This is a genomic window from Rhodococcus sp. 5A-K4 (assembly GCF_046097995.1).
Lineage (GTDB): Bacteria > Actinomycetota > Actinomycetes > Mycobacteriales > Mycobacteriaceae > Rhodococcus_F > Rhodococcus_F erythropolis.
This window is the reverse complement of sequence record NZ_JBJURM010000020.1, coordinates 48,900-72,609: the sequence shown is the minus strand read 5'-3', so window position 1 is coordinate 72,609 and position 23,710 is coordinate 48,900. Positions and strand designations below refer to the sequence as shown.

Here is a 23,710-nt window from a genome sequence, read left to right as displayed (position 1 = left end):
GATCGGTGAGTGATGGGCGAAGCGATGACCTGGCTCCAGGCCGTGATCCTGGGCCTCGTGCAGGGATTGACCGAGTTCTTGCCCATCTCGTCTTCCGGACATTTGCGAATCGTGTCGGAGATATTCTTCGGCAGTGACGCCGGTGCGTCGTTCACCGCGGTGACGCAGCTCGGCACCGAACTGGCTGTGTTGATCTACTTCGCGCGCGACATCGTGAGGATCATCACTGCCTGGTTCCGGGGTGTGTTCAATGCCGAGCACCGGGGCGATCTCGATTACCGGATGGGCTGGTACGTCATCATCGGTACCATTCCGGTCGGCATCCTCGGGTTTCTGTTCAAAGACCAGATCCGTACCGGCGCACGCAATCTGTGGCTGATTGCCACAATGTTGATCGTGTTCGCGCTCGTCATCGCCGCTGCCGAGTACTACGGACGCAAGACGCGCCCGATCGAATCGCTCACAGCGCGCGACGGCATCATCATGGGTTCGGCTCAGGCACTCGCGCTCATCCCGGGTGTCTCACGTTCGGGTGGCACGATCAGTGCCGGTCTTCTCCTCGGACTCACCCGTGAGGCCGCAGCTCGTTACTCGTTCCTGCTGGCGATCCCGGCGGTTCTCGCCTCCGGTTTGTTCAGCCTCCCGGATGCCTTCGAGCCGGCCGGTGAGGGTCTGAACGCGAGCGGTCCGCAGTTGCTGGTGGCAACCGTCATCGCCTTCGCGGTCGGTTACGCAGCGATCGCCTGGCTGCTTCGATTTGTTGTCGATCACTCCATGTACTGGTTCGTGGGATACAGAATCGCTCTCGGCGTAGTCGTCCTTGCGCTGCTGGCCACAGGGGTCGTGTCCGCGACATAGAGCCCGTTTCGACGTCGACCACCCGTCCGTGCGGCCACCGCCCCATTAGGGTTGTGGAATGACAGTTGTCCTACTGCGGCACGGGCGGTCGACGTCCAACACTGCCCATACCTTGGCCGGTCGAACGCCGGGTGTGGAACTCGACGACCACGGCCGGAAACAGGCCGAAGGCGTCGTCGATCGGCTGGTCGGTCTGGACATCGCGGAGATCGTCCGCTCGCCGCTGTTGCGGTGCGAGCAGACGGTCGGCCCCATTGCCGTCGACCGTGGTCTGACGCCGGTGGTCGAGGATCGCCTGATCGAGGTCGATTACGGCGACTGGACGGGTCGCCCGCTGAAGGAACTCTTGGAAGAACCGCTCTGGAAAGTGGTGCAGCGCCACGCTTCCGGCGCAGTCTTTCCCGGCGGTGAAGGGCTGGCCCAGGTACAGGCGCGAGCCGTTGCCGCGATCCGAGAGCACGATGCACGGCTGGCCGAAGAACACGGCAAGGACGTCGTCTGGATCGCCTGCACACACGGTGACGTCATCAAATCGGTTCTCGCCGACGCGTTTGCGATGCACCTCGATTCGTTCCAGCGGATCGTCGCCGAGCCGGCCTCGGTCAGCGTGATTCGCTACACGGCCACACTGCCGTTCGTTCTTCGAGTCAACGACACCGGAGACGTGCTCGCAGCGATCAGTGCAGCGAAGACCGCGACCAACGGTTCGGCTCCCGCGCAGGAGTCCGTCCCCGGTGGAGAGGTCGGTGCGTGAGCTGTGACGGATAATGGGTATTCAGTGATGTTCTGCTCGAACTCGAGGAGGTGCAATGTCGCGCGCGATTCACGTATTTCGCACTCCTGACCGATTTGTCGCAGGAACGGTGGGCGAGCCCGGTGACAGGTCTTTCTATCTCCAAGCCGTGCACGATTCACGGGTGGTGAGTGTGCTGCTCGAGAAGCAGCAGGTTCAGGTCCTCGCCGATCGCATGGGCCTTCTCCTCGAAGAGGTACATCGACGCTTCGGAACCGAGGTTCCGCCGCAGGCCGACGATGTCTCCGATCTCAGCCCGCTGGTCACACCGCTCGACGCGGAGTTCCGGGTCGGCACGATGGGGCTCGGTTGGGACGCCGATGCCGGTGCGGTCGTCGTGGAGTTGCTTGCCGTCAGCGAGACGGAGTTCGACGAATCGGTTGTCCTCGACGACGCCGACGACGGTCCGGACGCGGTCCGTGTGTTCCTGACCCCGGAACAAGCGCGCGAATTCTCGCTCCGATCCGAACGCGTCATCGCGGCGGGACGCGCGCCATGCCCTCTGTGTGGTGAGCCGCTGGCGCCCGAGGGGCACGTGTGCATCCGAACCAACGGATACCGCCGCGGCGAGTCCTTCGGTTTTGCGATCGACGACGCAGACGACGAGGTCTGACGTCGTGTCCGAACCTGGAGTGCCGGACGTTCTGCTCGAGGGAGATCTGACCCTGATCGGCCAGATCACCACGGCAAGCAACGCCACGCTGGTGTGCGAGTCGACTCTGGGGGAGCAGTCCACCCGTGTGGTCTACAAACCGGTGCGGGGTGAACGCCCACTGTGGGATTTCCCGGACGGCACTCTGGCCGGGCGTGAGGTTGCGTCGTACCGCGTGTCCGAGGCGCTGGGCTGGGGAGTGATTCCGCGAACAGTGTTGCGGGACGGCCCTTTCGGGACAGGCATGGTGCAGCGCTGGATTGACACCGTCGATCGCCGCGCGGATGGATCTGGCGGACTCGAGATGGTCGACCTGTGCAGTCCCGGCAATGTTCCGCCAGGGTGGTTCGAGGTCCTGCAGGCCTTCGACTCGGAGGGCGAACCAGTCTCTCTGATCCATGCGGACGATCCACGGCTGCAGCGAATGGCCGTTCTGGACGTCCTCATCAACAACGCCGACCGCAAAGGTGGTCACGCCCTCGAAGGCGTCGACGGCTCGGTGTACGGCGTTGATCACGGAATCTGTCTTCACTCGGAGAACAAGCTGCGGACCGTGTTGTGGGGGTGGGCGGGGCAGCCCGTACCCGGTGCTTTGATCGCCGACGTCGCCGAATTCGCGACAACTCTCGATGGAGATCTCGGGGACGAGTTGTCCGAACTGATCACCGAAGAGGAAATCGTGGCCTTGGCGGTCCGGGCGATGCAGTTCGCCGAGTCCGCGGTAATGCCCGAACCGAACGGCCATCGAACGATTCCCTGGCCGGCTTTCTAGTCTCGAGACGTTTCCTGCTGTTCGCGAGTTGCCGTCTTCAATCCGGGTGAGCGAACCAATCGCAGTAGTTGTTCGCGCAGCGCGGCGACGTCCCCGACGCCGACGGTCAACGCCGCATCTTCCTTCTCGAGCGTCAGTAGTCGCTCGTACGTCAGTCTTCCGGCGTCGGTTATCGCGATCACGCGCCGACGCTCGTCCCGCGGATCGGTGTCACGCGTGACGTAACCCGCTCGTTCGAGACGGTCGATCGTGCGGCTCATCGTCTGATCGGTGACGCGGGCGTTCTTCGCGATGTCGCGTTGAGACGCCGCCCCACCGGCGATCGAGTGGAGCACGATCAGGCCCGCGTGCGTCATGTCCTGAGACCGCAGAACCTTCTCCCACGAGTGCTCTACCAGGCGCGCAGCGGTGGACAACAGCCGGCCGGTTGGCCAGTCGTCCAGGCCGTCGCTGCTCATGTTTTTGCCTTCCGTTTGCAATTACTCAGCATGCTGAACAAAATAGTCGGCAAGTCCTCTCTGCTGCCGATCCCTGGAGACCCAGTGAGCACACCAGTACAAAATCGTCCTGTTCGTCGCCTTCGATGGATTGTGCCAGCTCTCCTTGTGATCGGCTGGCTGGCAATCGGAGGATTCGGCGGCCCGTTCGCCGGAAAGCTCAGCACGGTGCAGCAGAACGACAACACGTCGTTCCTGCCGGCGTCGGCCGAAGCCACCGAAGTGGCAAAGCTTCAAGAGAGCTTCACGGACACCCGCTTCGTGCCGGCCATCGTCGTGGCGGAACGACCAGGTGGCCTCGAGCCCACCGACTCCACCTTCCTGTCCCAGACCGTCGATTCGTTTGTCGGTACCGAGGGATTCGGTCACGCGTCATCGCCGCCGATCCCGTCGGCCGACGGCCAGGCGTTGCAGATGTTCCTGCCGGTCGACAGCACCCTCGAGGTCAAGGACAGCGTGAAAGCGCTGCGCGCGGCGCTGGAGTCGAGCCCTGACGGACTGACAGTCAAGGTCACCGGCCCCGCTGGGCAGGTTGCGGATCTGTCGGCAGCATTCGCCGGTATCGACGGACTGCTGTTGTTGGTAGCCGGATCCGTCGTGATCCTGATCCTGATCATCGTCTACCGGAGCCCGATCCTGCCGTTCGTGGTGATCTTTTCGGCGATCTTCGCACTCGGATTGTCGAGCTTGCTCGTGTATCTGCTCGCCGACGCGGACGTCATCGCACTGAACGGTCAGAGCCAGGGCATCCTGTTCATCCTCGTGTTCGGTGCCGCCACCGACTACGCGCTGCTTCTGGTCTCTCGCTACCGTGAGGAATTGCGGATCGAGAAGGACAAGTACGCAGCAATGCGGACTGCGTGGCGCGCGACGCTCGAACCCGTCGCGGCGTCTGCCGGAACGGTCATCGCGGGCGTTCTGTGCCTGTTGCTCTCCGACCTGAACTCGAACCGCGGGCTGGGCCCGGTGGCCGCCATCGGTATCGCCGCGTCCTTCCTCGCATCGATGACGTTCCTACCTGCAGTCCTCGTTCTGTTCGGGCGGACTGCGTACTGGCCGACCAAGCCGAAGTTCGACGCCGACCGCGAGCACCACGACGAGGCGAACGATCACCGGTTCTGGGCCGGGCTCGCTGCTCGAATCGGTAGGCACCCGCGCCGCTTCTGGGTGGCGTCGACGCTGGTGCTTGTGATCTTCGCGCTGATGATGCCGCAGTTCAAAGCCAGCGGTGTCTCTTCGTCCGACATCTTCTTGCTCGACGTCGATTCGGTTGCAGGCCAGGAGATTCTCGGCGAGCACTTCGACGCGGGTTCGGGTTCACCGGCCGTGGTCATCGCGAATGCGGACCAGGTGGACGCCGTTGCGGCAGCCAGTCGCGTGGAGGGCGTCAGCGACGTAAGCGTCGTACAGAACGGGGGAGCCCCACTGGTTGTCGACGGACGAGTCTCCCTGCAGGCGACGTTGACTGACGCTGCCGACTCACTCGAGGCCGAAGACACCATCGTGCGACTACGTGATGCAGTTCACTCCGTGGACGGTGCCGACGCGTTGGTCGGTGGCGTCACTGCGACCGACCTCGACACGAAGACGACCTCGACACGGGACCGGACACTCATCATTCCCGTGGTGATCATCGTGGTGTTCGTGATTCTCTCCCTGTTGCTGCGTTCGCTTCTCGCACCGCTGCTTCTCATGGGCACCGTTGTGCTCTCGTTTGCTGCGACACTGGGCATTTCGTCGCTGGTGTTCGACCACGTCTTCGGGTTCCCCGGCGCGGATCCGGTGGTCCCGCTGTTTGCGTTCGTGTTCCTGGTGGCTCTGGGAATCGACTACAACATCTTCCTCATGACGAGGGTGCGTGAGGAAGCGCTGAAGATCGGCACTCGGGCGGGTGCGCTGCGGGGACTCACCGTGACCGGCGGGGTGATCACCTCTGCCGGAGTTGTTCTGGCAGCAACCTTCTCGGCGTTGGCGGTGATCCCGCTGTTGTTCCTCGCGCAGATCGCGTTCATCGTGGCGTTCGGTGTCCTGCTCGACGCTCTGATCGTCCGATCCTTGCTGGTCCCGGCCCTGACCTACGACATCGGTCAGAAGATCTGGTGGCCGAGCAAGCTCGCGTCGACGCCCGAACCGGAGCAGGATCAGCCAGCACCTTCCCAGCCTCAGAGCAGTCTCCACTAGGCTCGGCAGCATGCAGTCTTGGTCCGATACCGCACTCCCGTCCGTTCCCGGTCAGGGGCCGCCGTTGCGGCTGTACGACACAGCCGACCGTCAGGTTCGCCCCGTCACCCCGGGCAAGAAAGCGACGATGTACGTCTGCGGCATCACCCCGTACGACGCCACCCACCTCGGTCACGCGGCCACCTACCTCACGTTCGACCTCGTGAACCGCATCTGGCGCGACGCCGGACACGACGTCCATTACGTCCAGAACGTGACCGACGTGGACGACCCGCTGTTCGAGCGCGCAAATCGCGACGGCGAGGACTGGATCGTCCTCGGCATGCGTGAGACCGCGCTCTTCCGGGAGGACATGGAAGCGCTGCGCGTGCTTCCGCCGAAGGACTACATCGGCGCCGTCGAATCGGTGAACGAAGTAGTCGAGTTGGTGGAGAAATTCGTGGCGTCCGGCGCCGCGTACATCGTCGACGACGCGGAGTTCCCCGACGTCTACTTCCGCGCCGACGCGACCGAGCAGTTCGGCTACGAGTCGGGCTACGACCGCGCGACGATGGAGAAGTTCTTTGCCGAACGCGGCGGAGATCCCGATCGCGTCGGAAAGCGCAATCCGCTCGACGCACTCGTCTGGCGGGCGGAGCGTCCGGGCGAGCCCTCGTGGCCCTCACCCTTCGGACCGGGGCGCCCCGGCTGGCACATCGAATGCGCGGCCATTGCACTCAACCGCATCGGCTCCGGCTTCGACGTCCAGGGCGGTGGCAGCGACCTGATCTTCCCGCACCACGAGTTCTCGGCAGCACATGCCGAATCGGCAACGGGTGATCGCCGTTTCGCGCGGCACTACGTGCACACCGGCATGATCGGCCTCGACGGCGAGAAGATGTCGAAGAGTCGCGGAAACCTCGTCTTCGTCTCGAAACTGCGCGGTGAAGGGGTCGATCCCGCAGCAATTCGTCTCGGATTGCTCTCCGGCCATTACCGCCAGGATCGCGCGTGGACCGATCAGGTCCTCGAGGATGCTCAGTCGCGTCTGAAGGTATGGCGCGAGGCAGCGGCTCTCGATTCCGCGCCGTCAGCCACCGACACTGTTGCGCGGTTGCGTCAGCATTTGGCCGACGATCTCGACACTCCGAAGGCGCTCGACGCGCTCGACGGTTGGGCACGGCGCGCCATCGAGGGCGGCGGATCCGACACGCAGGCACCCGGCGAGTTCGCCGATGCCGTCGACGCCCTACTGGGTATTTCGCTTCGCTGAATCCCTGCTGTGCGCCTTTATTAACCGCGGGCGGTTAATAAAGGCGCACAGCAGTTTCTAGGCGTAGTCCAACGCACCTTCGGCTGGTGTCGGCACCCGGCGCCGTAGCGGCGAGCCCAATGCCCGCGCCAGATCCGTTCCGTCGTGCTCGGCGAGCAGCTCACCGTTCGACCACACCAGCAGCGCGGCGCTGACCGCTTGTTCGGCCGTGGAGTGCGCGAGGTCGTAGTGCGCACAGCCGGGGACGTCTGCGTACGTGATCCACAGGTCGTAGCCGGTCATGAAGAGATCCAGGTCGAACTGAACGCTCAAGCCGAGCAGCTCGCTGCGACCGTTGTCGTCGACACCGGCGAAGGCCTCGTCCAGTGCCAGCAGACGCGGGGCGTGCGGGTCGGCCGAGTCCAGCATGACGTGCGCCGCGGCGAACAAAGGAAGGTGCAGCGAAACCGACTGCTCGCCACCGGACAGCGCGCTGTGCCGCGCGACGGTAAGGCGGTCTTCCTTGCCCTCACCGCTGATGAGGGTGAACGAGAACACGCGCCACTGCCTGTAGTCGAGCGCCGAGGACAGGATTTCCGGGTACGAGCGTTCGGGGTGCGCCGCGCGGGCGGTACGGATCTGGGTCGCGAAATGAGCTCGCAGAGTAGCGAGTTCATCGACGCCGAGGGCCGACGCATCTCGATCCAGCAGCTTGGAGATCGCCCGCGAGCTGTCGTCGAGGTTGTCGGCGAGCACCCAGTGAACGCCGATGGTGTTGCCCGAGGACATCCGACGCTCACGCATCTCCGTGCCCATCTGTGCGATCAACACGCGTGCATCGACCGTGCGCTCGTGGATCTGCTGAGCCAATCCGGTCAGCAGGGCATCTTCGAGAATGCGACGCTCGGATTCGGTGAGCAACTGCTCCTGATCGCCACGAGCATCGTGGATCCGCGTTGCGAATTCACCGATCGACGAATAGCCCTGATCGTCCTGCACTCGTACGACGGTCAGTCCGTCCGGTGCATCCCACTGCAGGCGGTAGTCCTGTCCGGCCGCTGCGAGTTGGGCGTCGAAGTCCTGCAACGCCGAGGTCAGTGCCGTGCGGGTTGCCTTGCGGGCTCCGTCGGTGACGCGTACCGCCGAGGTCGCAGCCTCGAGCGCTCGGTACAACTTGTCGACGTCTTCGGGGAGGACGGGCGGGTGGGCCGCGTCCTCGCTGCGGTCTTCGTTCTGGATGCGGTAGACCAACTGATCGGGGCTCATCCACGCCGCTGAACTTGCCGGCCAGCTCAGATGTTCCTTGACGCCCAACAACTCGAGAAGGTCCGGGCGAGCATAGGGTGCGAGTCGCTCTGCATCACTGCGGGTTTCGGTCAGGGTGTGACGCAACGTCTCGACGGCGGTGTTGTACGCACCCTCTGCCGTGCCGATCTGGAGGACGGCGGCGTCGTACGCCTTTCGCGCAGCACGCTGTTCGACCTTGCATTCTTCGATCTTCGCGCGGGCTTTTGCCAGGTCGAGGTCGATCTGCTCGGCGCTGGCCCCGAGGGTGTCGCGCAGTGTCTCGAGGCGCTGGACCTGCTGAAGCAGACTCTCCTCGGCGATGGCGGCTTCCTCGGCGAATTCCTCCGCATTGGCGCGTGATTCGTCGAGACGGTCGCGAGACTCGCGTTCGAGTTCGACTTCCTTGGCATGTTCGCGTCGGCAGCGCAGCGCCAGTTCGCCCTGCTTCTCGAAATGACGGATCGCCGCCGCGAGGGAGTCGAGTTCACGGCCGATATGCGGGGTCCGGTGCTGCGACGCCGTCGCCCGGAGTTGCTTTTCCTTCGCCGCGAGATCGGCGATCGCCGCATCGAGTTCGCGTTGTGCCGTTTCCGTGGCCTCCGAGCGAGTGCGGAGTGCACCGGCGGATTCGGTGACAGTTTTGAGTGCGCGGAGGATCGACCCTGTCTTCGGCAATTCCTTTGCCGCAGAGTTGATTCGGCTCAGCTGCTCGTTGGTCTGCGTCACCAGTGCCTTGGCTGCATCGACTGCCGCGGCAAGTTCTTCCAGAGCCGCGTCGATCTCGGTGATCCGAGCTTCGCGTCGACGCGCCCGCGCTGTCGTGCCGATGTACTCGGCGTCGGCCTTGACGTGCCGGCCACGCGCGACGCCCTGCCAGAAGCGCCCGTCGACGCTGATCGCGACGCTGGCATCGGAGTCGCCCGGTGCCTCGACGAGACTGATCGACGCGAGAATGTCCTGTACCCGAGCGTCGGGTACGTCGGCATTGCCTTCGACCTCGAGGACGTCGGCCAGCGTTCGTCCCTTCGGGCGCTGCTTGACCGGCAGAGCGGTCAGGAACTGCTCACTGACGTGATCGGGAATCGTTTCGTCGGGGCAGACCCAGCCGTCCAGCAGATTTGCCGCCTGGAGTGCGGATTCGATTCCCGTGGCCACGTCTGGTTCGACGGAATCGGCGAAGCGCACCAGCTGCCACAGCGGTGCCCCACCCAGATCGCTGCGGTTGTCGGTGCGTGCGTGGAAGGCCGGCGGAGCGTCGTCGTGTTCCGCCGAGACGGCCTTGCGCTCGGATTTCAGAGCTGCGATGGAGGCGTGTGATGCAGATATTTCAGCTTCGGCCTCACGACGTCGCTCGCGCAGCGTCTCGGTGCCTGCCTCGGTGTGCTCGGTGAGAACTGCGGACAGCGCCGGAGCGTCCTCGTCGCCGACCTCGGCGAGCGCCGCGTCGAGAGCCTCGAACAGCGACGTGTCCGCGCCGACAGCCGAAAACAGGGAGGAGTGATCGGTCCACCACGCGCGCAGCCCACTGGCGCACTGACTGCGTGCGAGTTCCACGGCAGCTTCGCCCTCGAGCACAGCGGCCTTGGACGCTTCGAGCAGCTCTTGTCCACGGCGCGAGCTGTTTTCGGCCCGGGTTCGTTCGGTAGCGGCCTTCTCGACGGTCGCGAGCGCAGTGCGGACGACGCGTACGTCGCCGTCACGCTCCTCGGCATGGCCACGCACTGCTGCGGTGATCTGGTCGCTGCGTGAGCCGTCGGGCAGGGGAGTCCAGACGATGCCGGCGTCCTCGGCGGCTGCCTGCAGTTCGTCCTCGGCACGTGAGAGTGCCTCGGCTGCACGCTTGACCGACGATGCAGCCTTGTCGGCTTCGTCGCCGCGCTGCGCGAGTGCAGCCTGCGCCTTCCTCGACTTGTCTGCCTGTTGCTCGGTCGAGAGCTTGAGCGTCGAGACGGCCTGGGCGAGATCGTCGAGCTGCTGTTTGCCTTCGTAGGCGCTCGAGCGTTGCAACGCCTCGACATTGGCGCGCGCGTTCTCGAGTGCCTGCTCGGCCTGGTTGAAGCGCTCCTCGGCTGCTGCCCGGGCTTCACGGCTGCGGGTCTGGGCTAGCGACGACTCGTCCATGGCGGCAACGCCTCTGGTGACCGCTGCGAGGCGGGTGCTGACCTGTTCGATCTCTCCGCGCGACTGCTGACGCAGGTACTTGGTGTAGACGCCGATGAAACTCTGCGCTGCCTGATCGGCGGCTGCGAGCCCCTCGAGCGCGCGGCCGACCTCTTCCATATCGCTGAACGAACGCGCAGCTTCGAGGACGAGTTGGTCGTCGAGTGGACGGAGGCCGTCGGTGAGCGCTTGCGAAAGGCCCTTCGGATCAAGGTTCTTCGCGAGCTGGGGACGGCGAAGCGTGAGAATGAGATTGATCAGCTGGTCGTAGCGCTGCACTCCGAGACCGAACATTCGCGCGTCGATCGCGGTGCGGTAGTCGAGGGGACGGTCGGTGATGGAATCGCTGCCGAGTTGTTCGGCCAACTGCTTCTTGGTGAGAGGACGATCGTCGTTGCCGATCAGCGAGAAGTCGACTCCGACGCGGCCGTCGGCGACGAAGTACCAGCGGGTGACCTTGTCGTTGGTGCGGGTTGCCCGCATGCCGATGCCCACGGTCACCGACTCGGGATCTTCGAGGGAGCCGCGGCAGAACTCCATCCACACGTAGGAGTGCGCGCTGTCCTGGCCCCGGTAGAGCAGGTTGGACTTCATCGTGCGCTCTTCACCGGCGAAGGGGTTGAGGCGCCGCGGTTCGATGCGGCCGTCGAAAACGAACGGGAACAAGACCTCGAGGGCCTTGGTCTTACCGGATCCGTTTGGCCCTCGTAGGACCAGTCGACCGTCGGCGAACGAGAACTCCTGGTCTCGGTAATCCCAGAGGTTGATGATTCCAGCCCGAGTAGGTCGGAAGCGGGCGTTGCTCATACGTTCTCTACCTCTGATAGTTCGCCGTTGGTGGAAGATTCGGGGCCGAATTCGTCGACCGGATCCGGTGCGGAGTTGTCTACCGCGAAGTCGATCTGAGGATCGCGTTCGCGTACGGAGACCACGACGTCGCGGTACCGGGCAAGGACGGGCAACACCAGTACGCCGCCGTCGACCGCATGCGTCAGGCGCAGACGTTGCAGCAACCCGAGCGCCTGCTTGCGCAGCCCGTTGTGATCGGCCTGCCATTGCGCTGCAAACGTGCGACCGAACTGGTCCACCAACTCGGTGACCTTGTCGGCGAGCCAGTCGTCGCCGATCATCGGGTACGTGACGGGTTCCGGGGGCTCGGCCGGTTCGCCGGCGGGCAGCACGAAATCGTCGTCCTCGTCGGCGAGGTCCTCGAAGATCCCGGCCTCGGGGATGGCGGCATCGAGTTGTTCGATCAGGTGATCGTCCGACACGTGCGGGATCGGAAGTTTCGGCAGCTCCGTCGCGTCGACGTCGAGTACGCGGTCGGCAATCTCGCCGGCGAGGAGTAGCGCTACCTGGGCGATCGTTCCGGTGCTCGGGAAGCGGACGTCGGAGAGGCGACCGGTGGGATCGATCATCGCGATTCCCTCGGCGCGACGCTCGGCCACCAACCCCGTCAGTAGTTCGACTTCCGACGCGGTCTTGGGCTGCGCCAAGGCGATCAATTCGTGCTGATCGAGTTCACCCGCCAGTACGACCGGCCGCTCGACCAGAGCCCGACGCACTCGGCGTCCGATCTCTTTCGCGTCCACAGGAATTCCGTCGTCCTCGGCAGCGCTCGAGGTCTCCGTGGCCAGGAGTCCGCGGATGGAGTGCAGGTGCTGCAGTGCGCGCGGCGGACGGAACAGGGCTACGACGACGGAACGGTCGATGTCGTAGAGCGCTTCTCCCGCTTCGGGATTGGACGCCCAGCCGTTTGCGTCACCGTCGGCGAGTGCGATGGCGCCTCTGACGCCGAGCCAGCCCACTGCGTCGACGAAGGCGTCGCGGTCCGACGCACGATCGGTGGAGAGTTCGACGCCGTCGACTTGTGCAGCGTCGGCCGCGACGTGATCGGCCAACTCCGACAACGTGATCTGGTTCCCGGCGCGGCCCAACGCGGCCAGGCACAGTGCCAGGTAGGCGTAACGCGTGCGATCGAAGGTTCGCTCGGAGGCAGTTCGGGCCGGTGCCGACGGGTTGAGTCGATCCGACACCGTGAACAGGCGCGCGGCGGTCTCCGTCACCTCGAGGCGGTAGCCGAACAGTTCGAGTAGGTCGTCACGCAGCTCGGTGGCCCAACGGCGCAAGAGCGGCAACGCAATTCGATCCGGGTACGTCGAGGTGATCAGGTGGTTGGACAGGATCACTCGCGCCGCGCGTTGATACGAGTCGAGGGCAAGGGGCGTGATCTCGCGAGCTCTCATCGAACACTGACCTCGATGCCGTCGAGGTGCATACGCCCGCGGGCGGTCTTGATGGTGGTCGAACCGTCCGAGGGACTGAGCGTCAGCTTCACCCCGTTCTCACTACCGGTGGAGCTCTTGACGCGTCCCACCACCGGAACGCGCGCGGTCAGTGCTGCATTGAGCAGACTCAGCAAAACTTCGGTCTCCTGCTCGTTGAGTTCACGCTGATAGACGCCGTTGGACGCGAGTGATTGCGCCGCGGCGCTGCGCGTACGTTGCGCTGCCAACTGCTCTTCGCGTAGGCGGCGGATGCTGCCGTCGTTGCGGGCGACCTTGCTCGGCAATCCTGGTGAGGGCGGGCGGCCGGTTTCGGCGAGTGTTCGCGCGATCTCGACCGGCGGTGCCTCCCACCACGAACGTGAGTGAGAAATGATGTCGGCGTCCGGATGCACCATCGAGAGGTGGCGTGGACGGCCGAGGTCGAACACTGCCTGGAACAGAGCATGAGCTGCGTCTTCGGACGGCGTGGCGGCGAACCAGCCGGCGAGGTGCCGGAGCTGGCTCTCGCGGCTGACGCCGCCGCGACGGGTTTCCGTGACGCGGCGAAGGAGCGCCAGAACCGCGGCGATCGCGCTCATCGTGCCCTCACGTAGACGCTCGGACTCGCTGATCCCCGATTCCGCGGAGACGAACCAGGCGGTCAATCCTCGCCAACGCGCAGCCCAGTCGTCTTCGCGTTCGGTGATCGGGACGAACACCCGTTCGTCACTGGCGGCGGCGAGGCGGATCATGCGATCGACCCCGGTGGATTCGACGTGCTCGATCGCTTCCTTGAGCTTGGGGGCGTAGCGCGCCAGATCGGAGCTGAACTCCCGCATGTGCGTGAGCAGAGCGTCCTTGTGCGTGAGGAAAGCCTGCGGAGTGATCTCCGTGGTCCGTACGAGGTCGCCGAGGGTCAGATAGAAGTGCGCGGCTCGATCGGCCATGTCGGAGAGCGTCGAGTCGAGGCGCTTGAGCTTGCGGAAGATCAGGTCGCCGTCGGAGCTTCGGTTGGCCTCGGCGAGTTCGGACATGTCTGCGAGCAGGTCCGGCAGAGCGAGGCGCGAGAGCGAGGCCGAGTCCAGGCGTGCGGCGAGAACGTCTTCGACTGATCGATAGACCTGGTATCCGGCCTGACCGAACTGGTAGACGAAGTGGCGATTGCGGTACTCGGCCAGCGTGGCCGCGCGGGTGCCGTCGTAGCTGCGCTCGAGGATCTCCCACACATGGAGCTGATCCAACAGGGGAGTGACCTCTGCTGCCGACAGATCGGCCGCCGGATCTGATTCACCGATCTTCTCGAGGATTTGCGCGACGGCTCCGGCATGCAGCAGGACGGTGTAGTTGGCGCGAGCATGGTCGAAGGCACGAAGTACCCAGAGGTACTCGGCCCGTTTTTCCGCGATCGTGAACGAAAACAGCTTCAGTCGATTGGTGTCGGCGTACGCGGCGTAATCGGGCGCACTCGTTTCTTCCACCATGACAGGGTAGGCGAGAGACGCCCCCTCTTTTTCCTACGGGCGATCCGTAGCAGGGGATGCGGCGCGTCGCCACTGCGATTCGTTCTCGATCATCCATGTGAGCAGGTGCTCGGCCGCCGCCTCGTCGGAGTCCGGGCCGACCAGCAGATCGGCGAACGCTTGGCTGGGGGCGACGATGCGGATGCCGTCGCGGGTGAGCAATCGGTCGAAGGCAGACGGTGAGAGGGGAGCGGTGATCCACACGTCACCGCCGGATTCCACACGCCGTAGTCCGAGAGCGTCGGCGAACTGATCGACGTTGTCGGCATGGAAGTGGGCACGTCGAGTGGGCGCGTACCGAGCAAAGGGTGCCGCCGCTATCGATGCGGTACCGGCGTAGATGTGACCGCTGAGCTGACGCAGTTGATCGAATAGTGCTTCCAACCCGTCCGGCGCGTGAAAGCCGTGAGGCGTCGGCGCTTTGGCGCCGGCTTCGGCCGCCCATTCACGAAGCATCTTCGGCCAGCGGACGTCACCGATCCCGCCGCGGGGGAGCCTGGTCACCAGTTCACGATCCGACAGTGTCTGAACCACCCGATAGGTTGCTCCCGTCGACGCACCGGCCAGGCGCACCAAGGCAGTGATCGCCAGTGGCGCCGCGAAATCGGCAAGTGCACGCACGACCCGAGCTGACGGATCGCCCGTCAGTTGTCCGGAAGGACGTCCGGGCCCCCGCCACGGATCGGCGTCGGCTCCGCGTCCACGCACCCAGACGGCGGGTCGATCAGCGGTCAACGACACATTGCCCGTGGCGTCTGCGTACGAGATCGCGTGGGAATCGAGCTGCCGGCGGACCGGCTCGGACAGATATTTTGCGCACACGAAGCCGGGTTGACCGGTGGGGAAGCGATCGGCGATACCGGGAACGTCGCTGCTCAGGACACCGTGAGCGGCGTAGACGCCGAATTTGGCCACCGCGCCGTCAGGGGAGCGGAGGTCGAGTCGAAGTGGCGCCTCGGACAGGTCGGGGGAGCGCTGCGTCGACAAAGACCAGGTAGGAGGCAAATTTTCTTCGATGACGGCAACCGATCGCCGAAAAATGTCGATCGGCCGTTCCGGTTCCGACTCAGATTCGCTCATGTTCCAATGGTATCAATATCTGTCGACGACGGAAACACAAGATTTTCCGAATAATGTTCGCCCTGTCAGCCTCGCGACAACGGTGGTCGCTTTCGCCGACAAACTCACTACCTACACAACTTCAATTCCAAATTGCCGAGACCGATCAGCGTTGCTTCGGCATGATCAGGGGCGCGACGACGGCGAGCAGTAGTGCGGGGATCAGGAAGCTCGCGGCAGGCGAAGAGTCGTAGATCGGTGTCAGGGCCAGGGGAGCAAGAGCGGCGCCGCCGAAGCGCATCGCTTGGACGACGGACACGGCGCCGCCGCGATTGGGCCCCGCGGATCCGAGCACCGCCGCGTTGACGCCGACAAGGACGAACTGGCTCGCGACGCCTGCGACAAACCATGCGATCGCGATCACCGGCACCAAGCCGGCAAGGCCGACGACGGAGACCAGAACTGCTCCGCCCAGTGCACCGATCATCACGGAGGAGCGTGCGCCGATGCGATCGATGAGGATTCCGATGCGCCGGGCCGAGAGGATGCCGGCCACGCCGAAGACGGTGAGCAGTAGGCCGCGGACGGTGGGGGACAGCCCGAACTCGTCTTCGAAGCGGAAGGCGAGCAGGAAGCTCAGTCCACCGAGGGCGCCCCAGCCGAGCAATGCAGCGATACCGATGCGGAGCACTTCGGGGCGTAATGCATCGCGGAGACGGGCGGGAGTGGTCGCTGCCGGTGCTTCGGACTTCGGGAGTCCGACGGCTCCCAGGATACCCGCGACCACTGCGATGACGAGAAAGGCCAGACGCCAGTCGAATTCGGCCGCCAGTCCGCCGATCAACGGAGCCGACGACTGCCCTGCAGCCTGGAATGCGCCGAAGGCGCCAAGGGCTCGACCCAATCGAGCCTGCGGAGTTGCGGCCGCCAACGAAGCAAGCAGCAGCGGCGTGGTGAATGCGTTCGCGGATCCCTGCAGTACCCGGGCGGCCAGGAAGATCTCGAGTGTCGGGGCGAGGAAGCATGCCAACGACGCGAAGACGTAGACGCCGTATGCGATCCGCACCGTCCGGACCTTGCCCCACCGCGTCCCGAGCGTCCCCGACACCAACATCAGAGCGGCGAAGGGGAGCAGGTACGCGGTGAGGGAGGAGGCGGCCGCCGACGGGCCGACCCCTAGATCGTCACCGATCTCGGGGAGGATCGAGGCAACCACGCCGCCGCCGAACGGGCCGAGGAACCCGCCGGCGTACAGCGCGATCAGTTGAAGCCGGAGGCGCAGTGGGCGCTGTGTACTTCCACCTTCTTCTGGAGTGTTCTTGCTCACAGTCCGAAGCTGCCGGGGCCTCGCCGTCTGAGGTAGCGCTCGAATTCCGCGGCGATGGCGTCGCCGTCGATCTTGGAGATTGCTTCGCTGATGTCGGTTTCGGCGTCTCCCCGCTCTTCCAGGGTGCGCACGTATTCGCCGATTTCCTCGTCGTCCGCAGTCATTTCGTTGACCGCTTCCTCCCAATCCTCCGACTGAGCTGGGAGTTCACCGAGGGGGACCTCGATGTCGAGAACATCCTCGACTCGTTGAAGGAGGGCCACTGTGGCCTTCGGGTTGGGTGGCTGCGAGACGTAGTGCGGAACCGCTGCCCAGAACGAAATAGCGGGTACACCAGCACGAACGCACTCGTCCTGAAGAACTCCGGTGATGCCTGTCGGGCCTTCGTATCGGGTCTGTTCGAGGTTGAATCGTGCCGCGGATTCGCTGCTGTACGCCGTGCCCGTGACCGGCACCGGGCGGGTGTGCGGAGTATCGGCGAGCAGGGCGCCGAGGATGACCACCGTCTTGACGTTCAGTTGGTCGATCAACTCGAGCAGATCCTCGCAGAAACTACGCCACCGCATGTTGGGTTCGATCCCGCGAAGAAGGACGATGTCGCTCTCACTGCCTGGAGGCGAACAGACCGACAAACGTGTTGCCGGCCAAACGATTTCGCGAGTGACACCGTCGACCTGACGGACCGTGGGACGGTTGACCTGGTAGTCGTAGTAGTCCTCGGAATCGAGTTCGGCGAGCGGCTGGGCATCCCAGATCAGCTCGAGATGTTCGACCGCACCGCTGGCTGCGTCACCGGCGTCGTTCCAGCCCTCGAAAGCTGCAACGAGGATGGGATCACGTAGGACAGGGATGTCGCCCTCGAGGCGGTCGCTGCTGTCGACGGCAAAGCCGTCAGGGCTCTCGAAGGCCGCGGAATCGTCGAAATCGACCGGGCCGTCGGGAGTGACGGGGAACTCACTTGGACTCACCCACCCAGCCTACGGCCAGAGCTTGTCGGTGCGCCCACTACTCTGGACGGCATGTCTGCCCCATTTAACTCTGCCCTGCTTGATGCGCTGAAACAGCGCGTTGTCATCGGCGACGGAGCGATGGGCACCATGTTGCAGGCCGCGGACCTCACCCTGGACGACTTCCTCGGCCTCGAGGGGTGCAATGAGATCCTCAACGACACCCGTCCCGACGTGCTCAAAGACATCCACCGTGCGTACTTCGCCGCTGGTGCCGATGCCGTCGAGACCAACACCTTCGGTTGCAACCTGCCCAACCTCGCCGACTACGACATCTCTCACCGGATCCGCGAACTCGCGGAAAAAGGCACTGCTCTCGCCCGTGAAGTAGCGGACGAGATGGGACCAGGCCGCGACGGCATGGCCCGATTCGTACTCGGCTCGATGGGACCGGGAACCAAGCTCCCCAGCCTCGGACACGCACCGTACGCAGTCCTTCGTGACGCGTACACCGAAGCTGCGCTCGGCATGATCGACGGTGGCGCCGACGCCATCCTCGTCGAAACCTGCCAGGACCTGCTTCAGGTAAAGGCTGCCATTCTCGGCAGTCAGCGCGCGATGGAGCAACTCGGACTGCGGTTGCCGATCATCACGCACGTGACGGTAGAGACAACTGGAACGATGCTCCTGGGCAGTGAGATCGGTGCGGCGCTGACGGCACTCGAGCCACTCGGTATCGACATGATCGGCCTGAACTGTGCCACCGGGCCGGCCGAGATGAGCGAACATCTCCGGCACCTGTCCAAGTACTCGACGCTGCCGGTGTCGGTCATGCCCAATGCCGGTCTGCCGCAGCTCGGCCCCAAGGGCGCCGAGTACCCGCTGACCGCCGACGAATTGGCCGAAGCCCTCAGTGGTTTCGTTTCCGAGTTCGGACTCGGCCTCGTAGGCGGCTGCTGCGGTACGACACCCGAGCACATCAGCGCGGTCGCCGACGCGGTCCGTCAGGTCGAGAAGGCCCAGCGCACCCCGATCCACGAGCCGAGTACCTCTTCGCTGTACTCGGCGGTGCCGTTCGAGCAGGACGCCAGCATCCTGATGATCGGTGAACGCACGAACTCCAACGGCTCCAAGGCTTTCCGCGAGGCAATGCTCTCCGCGGACTACCAGAAGTGCCTGGACATCGCCAAGGACCAGACCCGCGACGGCGCACACATGCTCGACCTCAACGTCGACTACGTGGGCCGCGACGGTGCCGCCGACATGTCGGAACTGGCCAGCCGTCTGGCGACGTCCTCGACGCTGCCGATCATGCTCGACTCCACCGAGCCTGCCGTGTTGCAGGCCGGTCTCGAACACCTCGGTGGCCGCTGCGCTGTCAACTCCGTCAACTACGAGGACGGCGCCGGCCCCGAATCGCGTTTTCACAAGATCATGACGTTGGTCAAGGAGCACGGCGCGGCAGTCGTCGCCCTGACCATCGACGAAGAGGGCCAGGCTCGCACAGCCGAGACCAAGGTCGCCATCGCCAAGCGTCTGATCGAGGACATCAAGGGAAACTGGGGACTCGCCGAGTCCGACATCATCGTCGACGCCTTGACCTTCCCCATCTCCACCGGTCAGGAAGAGGTGCGACGCGACGGCATCGAGACCATCGAAGCGATCCGTCAGCTCAAGGCTGCGTACCCGGAACTGCACTTCACCCTGGGTATCTCGAACATTTCGTTCGGTTTGAACCCGGCGGCACGGCAGGTCCTCAACTCGGTGTTCCTGCACGAGTGCACCGAGGCCGGTCTGGACACGGCGATCGTTCACGCGTCCAAGATTCTGCCGATGGCGCGAATTCCGGACGAGCAGCGTGAAACCGCACTCGACCTGGTCTACGACCGTCGTAGCGAGGGCTACGACCCGCTGCAGAAGCTGATGGCTCTGTTCGAGGGTGTCTCGGCTGCGTCGGCGCGCGAGTCCCGTGCGCAGGAACTCGCCGGACTTCCGTTGTTCGACCGGCTCGAGCGTCGTATCGTCGACGGCGAGCGCAACGGCCTCGACGACGATCTCACCGAAGCGATGACGGTCAAGTCCCCGATCGAAATCATCAACGAGACACTGCTTTCGGGCATGAAGACCGTCGGTGAACTGTTCGGTTCCGGACAGATGCAGTTGCCGTTCGTTCTGCAGTCCGCCGAGGTCATGAAGGCAGCAGTTGCGTTCCTCGAGCCGCACATGGAAGCGACGGACGACGACGGCAAGGGCCGCCTCGTCATTGCGACGGTCAAGGGCGACGTCCACGATATCGGCAAGAACCTTGTCGACATCATCTTGAGTAACAACGGTTACGACGTCGTGAACCTCGGCATCAAGCAGCCCATCGCGACCATTCTCGATGCTGCGATCGAGCACAAGGCCGATGTCATCGGCATGTCCGGACTGCTCGTGAAGTCGACAGTGGTCATGAAGGACAACCTCAAGGAACTGAACTCTCGCGGTGTCTCGGAACAGTTCCCGGTTTTGCTGGGTGGTGCCGCGCTGACGCGTTCGTACGTCGAGAACGATCTGCAGGAGGTGTACGAGGGCGACGTCAGCTATGCCCGCGACGCTTTCGAGGGTCTGAACTTGATGGACCAGATCATGACGACCAAGCGCGGCGGCGGCCCGGCGCCGGACAGCCCGGAGGCCATCGCTGCTCGCGAGAAGGCTGCCGAGCGTAAGGCTCGTCACGAGCGTTCCAAGCGCATCGCCGAAAAGCGTAAAGCTGCAGCGGTTCCCGTCGTCCTGCCGGAGCGTTCCGATGTCGCTACCGACATTGCGGTGCCGACACCGCCGTTCTGGGGCTCGCGCATCGTCAAGGGCATCTCTCTGTCCGAGTACTCGGGGCTGCTCGACGAGCGCGCTCTCTTCCTCGGCCAGTGGGGCCTTCGCGGTCAGCGCAAGGGCGACGGTCCGACGTACGAGGAACTGGTCGAGTCGGAAGGCCGTCCGCGGCTCCGGTACTGGCTCGATCGGCTGACGTCCGAGGGCATTCTCGCGCACGCCGCGGTTGTGTACGGCTACTTCCCGGCGATCTCGGAGGGCGATGACGTCATCGTGCTCACCGAACCGAAACCGGATGCACCTGAACGGTTCCGGTTCACCTACCCGCGTCAGCATCGCGACCGTTTCCTGTGCATCGCTGACTTCGTGCGCTCGCGTAAGGAAGCAGAAGCGACCGGTCAGGTCGACGTTCTTCCGTTCCAGTTAGTGACGATGGGTCAGCCGATCGCGGACTTCGCCAACGAGTTGTTCGCGTCGAACTCGTACCGTGATTACCTCGAGGTTCATGGAATCGGCGTCCAACTCACGGAATCTCTGGCCGAGTACTGGCATCGACGCGTTCGTGAAGAGCTTGTGCTCCCCGAGGGGCATACCGTCGCGGAGCAGGACCCGACCGAGGTTGCCGGCTACTTCGATCTCGAGTACCGCGGCGCTCGTTACTCGTTCGGATACGGCGCGTGCCCGGACCTCGAGGATCGTGCCAAGTTGGTGGCGTTGCTCGAACCCGAGCGAATCGGCGTCGAATTGTCCGAAGAACTGCAGCTGCATCCCGAGCAGTCCACGGACGCTTTTGTCCTGCACCACCCGGAAGCAAAGTATTTCAATGTCTGAGTTGTTGACCGAGGTATCCGAATCGACCCTCGGTGGTGTCCTGTGGGACATGGACGGCACCCTGCTCGATTCGGAGAAGCTGTGGGACATCGCGCTTCGTGAGTTGTCCCTACGCCTGGGCGGACCGATGACGGAAGCGACACGCATCGCCGTCATCGGTGCGTCGAGCCCCTTCGCTCTGGCGACGGTGTTCGACGCGCTCGGCCTGGAGAAGCATCCCGATGCCGTCGCCGAGGCGAAGGACTGGATGTACACCCGCGTCGGCGATCTGTTCGAGGACGGCGTGACCTGGCGGCCGGGTGCTCGCGATGCACTGGCGACCGTGCGTGACGGTGGTCTGCGTTCTGCACTGGTCACCAACACCGAGCGAGTACTGGTCGATCGGGCACTCGGCATGCTCGGCCGTGAATTCTTCGACCACTCGGTGTGCGGCGACGAGGTTCCCAACGGAAAACCGGCGGCGGATCCGTACCTGCGCGGAGCGCATCTGCTCGGACTCGAACCGGCGCAGTGCCTCGCCATCGAAGACTCGCCGACCGGTACTGCGTCGGCAAGCGCCGCGGGTTGCGCGGTGCTCGTCGTTCCGTGTGAGGTCGATGTCCCGGCGGGTCCAGGACGCGTGTTTCGAGAGTCTCTGGTGGACTTGTCCATTCACGATCTTCACGACGTTCACTCGAGCGCGGCACGTTAGGCTGGATTTGCTGTGGCTATTCCGAAAATTGTTCTGTTCTACCAGTTCACGCCATTGGCGGACCCGGAAGCGATCAAGCTGTGGCAGCACAGCCTGGCCGAGTCCAACAACCTGACGGGCCGGATCATCGTCTCGCCTCACGGAATCAATGCGACGGTCGGCGGAGACATCGAGGATGTCAAGCGATACGTCCGCGGAACGCGTGGCTACGAGCCGTTCCGTACCGCTGACATCAAGTGGTCGGACGGACTCGGAAACGACTTCCCTCGCCTCAGCGTCAAGGCTCGCTCGGAGATCGTGACGTTCGGAGCCCCCGACGAGCTGAAAGTCGACGAGAACGGTGTTGTCGGTGGCGGAGTTCATCTGGCGCCCAAGGAACTACACGAACTCGTCGACAGTCGCGGTGACGACGTTGTGTTCTTCGACGGCCGCAACGCCTTCGAAGCCGAGATCGGCCGCTTCCGGGATGCGGTAGTTCCGGACGTCGCCACCACCCGCGATTTCGTCGACGAACTCGACAGTGGAAAATACGACCATCTCAAGGGCAAAGCCGTAGTCACGTACTGTACTGGCGGAGTGCGCTGTGAGGTGTTGTCTTCGCTGATGCGCTCACGTGGCTTCGACGAGGTCTACCAATTGGACGGCGGAATCGTCCGTTACGGCGAGACTTTCGGCGACCGGGGCCTCTGGGACGGCTCCCTGTACGTGTTCGACAAGCGGATGAACATCGAGTTCTCATCCGAAGCCAAGACACTCGGCGTGTGTGTCGATTGTGGTACTCCGACACCGCGGTACCGCAATCGGATCGACGGCGACGGCCGCACCCTCGAATTGCTCTGCGAGAGTTGTTCACCAGACCTCGAGCAGGACTGAGTAGTGCCCAAGGCTCCGTTGCCGATCCGAAACGGTCTCGGACCCGACCGGTTGCGGATGCCGGCGGAGTCGTCGGCGCATACCGTCCTCGAGCATCTGATCGGCGAGCACCCGGGGGAGCGGGACCTGTGGGCGGACCTCGTGAATGCCGGAGACGTCGTCGACGAGCACGGGCGGAAGATCACGAGCCGAACGCCCTATCAGCCGACCCGTTTCGTGTACTTCTACCGCGAGCCGGCCCCCGAGATTCCGGTTCCGCACGAGATCGAGATCTTGTACCGCGACGACTCCATTCTCGTGATCGACAAACCGCACTTCCTGGCGACCATTCCACGGGGAGCGCACATCGTCGAAAGCGCCGTCGTGCGACTGCGTCGTGATCTGGATCTTCCGGATCTTGCGCCCGTTCATCGCCTCGACCGAATGACGGCGGGCGTCATCGTGTTCACGGTGACACCGGACCTACGACGGCCGTACCAGGAACTTTTTGCCGAGCAGCGGATCGTCAAGGAATACGAGGCGATTGCAGGGTTCGATCCGGAACTGACTTTCCCTCGCACGGTGCGTAGCCGCATCAACAAAGTTCACGGCGAGATGACGGCTACCGAGATCGATGGCGAGCCGAACAGTGAGACTTCGATCGAACTGATCGAGACGATCACCGACTCGGCCGGCCGGACTCTCGGTCGATACAGGTTGCTCCCACGGACCGGCCGTACCCATCAGCTTCGGCTGCACCTCAACTCGCTGGGCGTCCCGATCGTCGGTGACAATTACTACCCCGAGTACCTTCCCGCGGTGCCCGGCGACTTCTCGACTCCGTTGCGATTGTTGGCGCGGGCGTTGGAATACCCGGATCCGATCACCGGGCAGACTCGCAGGTTCGTGAGTTCGCGCAGCCTCGACGCAGGCCTGTGAACACCGCTGTTCGTGGGCGTGTGCAAACCGCTTCC

At 64.2% G+C, this 23,710-nt stretch carries 17 protein-coding genes; 10 read left to right on the top strand and 7 right to left on the bottom strand.

Translation table 11 applies throughout. The annotated features are described in order from the left end of the window. Window positions 1-12: 12 nt before the first annotated feature. The 4 genes from ACKAMS_RS23610 to ACKAMS_RS23595 are packed head-to-tail and all read left to right on the top strand — an operon-like array spanning window position 13 to window position 3,075. Window positions 13-858, top strand: coding sequence for an undecaprenyl-diphosphate phosphatase (locus ACKAMS_RS23610; protein WP_408989612.1), 846 nt, complete (start codon window positions 13-15; stop codon window positions 856-858). Between the two features lie 58 nt (window positions 859-916). Next, window positions 917-1,612, top strand: a complete 696-nt coding sequence (locus tag ACKAMS_RS23605; protein WP_019748538.1) for a histidine phosphatase family protein — start codon at window positions 917-919, stop codon at window positions 1,610-1,612. 55 nt (window positions 1,613-1,667) lie between these two features. Next, a complete protein-coding gene (locus tag ACKAMS_RS23600) occupies window positions 1,668-2,264 on the top strand; it encodes a DUF3090 domain-containing protein (RefSeq protein WP_047888140.1) in 597 nt (198 codons plus the stop codon). Between the two features lie 4 nt (window positions 2,265-2,268). Then, window positions 2,269-3,075: an SCO1664 family protein gene (locus ACKAMS_RS23595; RefSeq protein ID WP_019748536.1), complete on the top strand. Its 807-nt coding sequence runs from the start codon at window positions 2,269-2,271 to the stop codon at window positions 3,073-3,075. On the opposite strand, the gene ACKAMS_RS23590 is transcribed toward ACKAMS_RS23595, so the two are convergent. Next, complete coding sequence (locus tag ACKAMS_RS23590) at window positions 3,072-3,533, bottom strand: MarR family winged helix-turn-helix transcriptional regulator (protein WP_003946187.1); 462 nt, start codon at window positions 3,531-3,533, stop codon at window positions 3,072-3,074. The genes ACKAMS_RS23595 and ACKAMS_RS23590 overlap by 4 nt on opposite strands. A 30-nt stretch (window positions 3,534-3,563) precedes the next feature. Here ACKAMS_RS23590 and ACKAMS_RS23585 point away from each other — a divergent pair, with 30 nt between their 5' ends. Then, window positions 3,564-5,753, top strand: coding sequence for an MMPL family transporter (locus tag ACKAMS_RS23585; RefSeq protein ID WP_408989611.1), 2,190 nt, complete (start codon window positions 3,564-3,566; stop codon window positions 5,751-5,753). Window positions 5,754-5,763: 10 nt separating this feature from the next. Continuing rightward, window positions 5,764-7,005 (top strand): cysteine--1-D-myo-inosityl 2-amino-2-deoxy-alpha-D-glucopyranoside ligase, encoded by a 1,242-nt coding sequence (gene mshC / locus ACKAMS_RS23580; RefSeq protein ID WP_020969678.1) that lies wholly within the window; start codon window positions 5,764-5,766, stop codon window positions 7,003-7,005. A 57-nt stretch (window positions 7,006-7,062) separates the two neighbouring features. Here mshC and ACKAMS_RS23575 read toward each other — a convergent pair whose 3' ends face one another. The 6 genes from ACKAMS_RS23575 to ACKAMS_RS23550 form a co-directional block, all read right to left on the bottom strand. Further along, entirely contained in the window at window positions 7,063-11,238 is a 4,176-nt protein-coding gene (locus ACKAMS_RS23575) for a TIGR02680 family protein (protein WP_408989610.1), read from the bottom strand. Next, window positions 11,235-12,677, bottom strand: coding sequence for a TIGR02678 family protein (locus ACKAMS_RS23570; protein WP_408989609.1), 1,443 nt, complete (start codon window positions 12,675-12,677; stop codon window positions 11,235-11,237). Before ACKAMS_RS23570 ends, ACKAMS_RS23575 begins: the two co-directional genes overlap by 4 nt. Then, complete coding sequence (locus ACKAMS_RS23565) at window positions 12,674-14,179, bottom strand: TIGR02677 family protein (protein WP_408989608.1); 1,506 nt, start codon at window positions 14,177-14,179, stop codon at window positions 12,674-12,676. The genes ACKAMS_RS23570 and ACKAMS_RS23565 overlap by 4 nt, the downstream gene beginning before the upstream one ends. A gap of 33 nt (window positions 14,180-14,212) precedes the next feature. Then, a complete protein-coding gene (locus ACKAMS_RS23560) occupies window positions 14,213-15,298 on the bottom strand; it encodes a hypothetical protein (protein ID WP_047888145.1) in 1,086 nt (361 codons plus the stop codon). A 145-nt stretch (window positions 15,299-15,443) separates the two neighbouring features. Beyond that, window positions 15,444-16,604 carry an MFS transporter gene (locus tag ACKAMS_RS23555; protein ID WP_020969675.1) on the bottom strand — a complete coding sequence of 387 codons (1,161 nt, stop codon included), beginning with the start codon at window positions 16,602-16,604 and terminating at the stop codon, window positions 15,444-15,446. Continuing rightward, window positions 16,601-17,455 carry a PAC2 family protein gene (locus tag ACKAMS_RS23550; RefSeq protein ID WP_223257810.1) on the bottom strand — a complete coding sequence of 285 codons (855 nt, stop codon included), beginning with the start codon at window positions 17,453-17,455 and terminating at the stop codon, window positions 16,601-16,603. The genes ACKAMS_RS23555 and ACKAMS_RS23550 overlap by 4 nt, the downstream gene beginning before the upstream one ends. A 168-nt stretch (window positions 17,456-17,623) precedes the next feature. On the opposite strand from ACKAMS_RS23550, the gene metH reads away from it, so the two are divergent. Genes metH through ACKAMS_RS23530 form a run of 4 tightly spaced genes read left to right on the top strand, consistent with a single transcriptional unit; the run spans window position 17,624 to window position 23,675 of the window. Continuing rightward, window positions 17,624-21,193, top strand: a complete 3,570-nt coding sequence (gene metH / locus ACKAMS_RS23545; protein ID WP_020907816.1) for a methionine synthase — start codon at window positions 17,624-17,626, stop codon at window positions 21,191-21,193. Further along, complete coding sequence (locus ACKAMS_RS23540; protein ID WP_003944849.1) at window positions 21,186-21,884, top strand: HAD family phosphatase; 699 nt, start codon at window positions 21,186-21,188, stop codon at window positions 21,882-21,884. The genes metH and ACKAMS_RS23540 overlap by 8 nt, the downstream gene beginning before the upstream one ends. A gap of 12 nt (window positions 21,885-21,896) precedes the next feature. After that, window positions 21,897-22,757 carry a rhodanese-related sulfurtransferase gene (locus tag ACKAMS_RS23535; protein ID WP_003944828.1) on the top strand — a complete coding sequence of 287 codons (861 nt, stop codon included), beginning with the start codon at window positions 21,897-21,899 and terminating at the stop codon, window positions 22,755-22,757. A gap of 57 nt (window positions 22,758-22,814) precedes the next feature. Further along, on the top strand, window positions 22,815-23,675 hold the full coding sequence (locus ACKAMS_RS23530) for a pseudouridine synthase (protein WP_229757176.1): 861 nt from the start codon (window positions 22,815-22,817) through the stop codon (window positions 23,673-23,675). Window positions 23,676-23,710 lie beyond the last annotated feature (35 nt).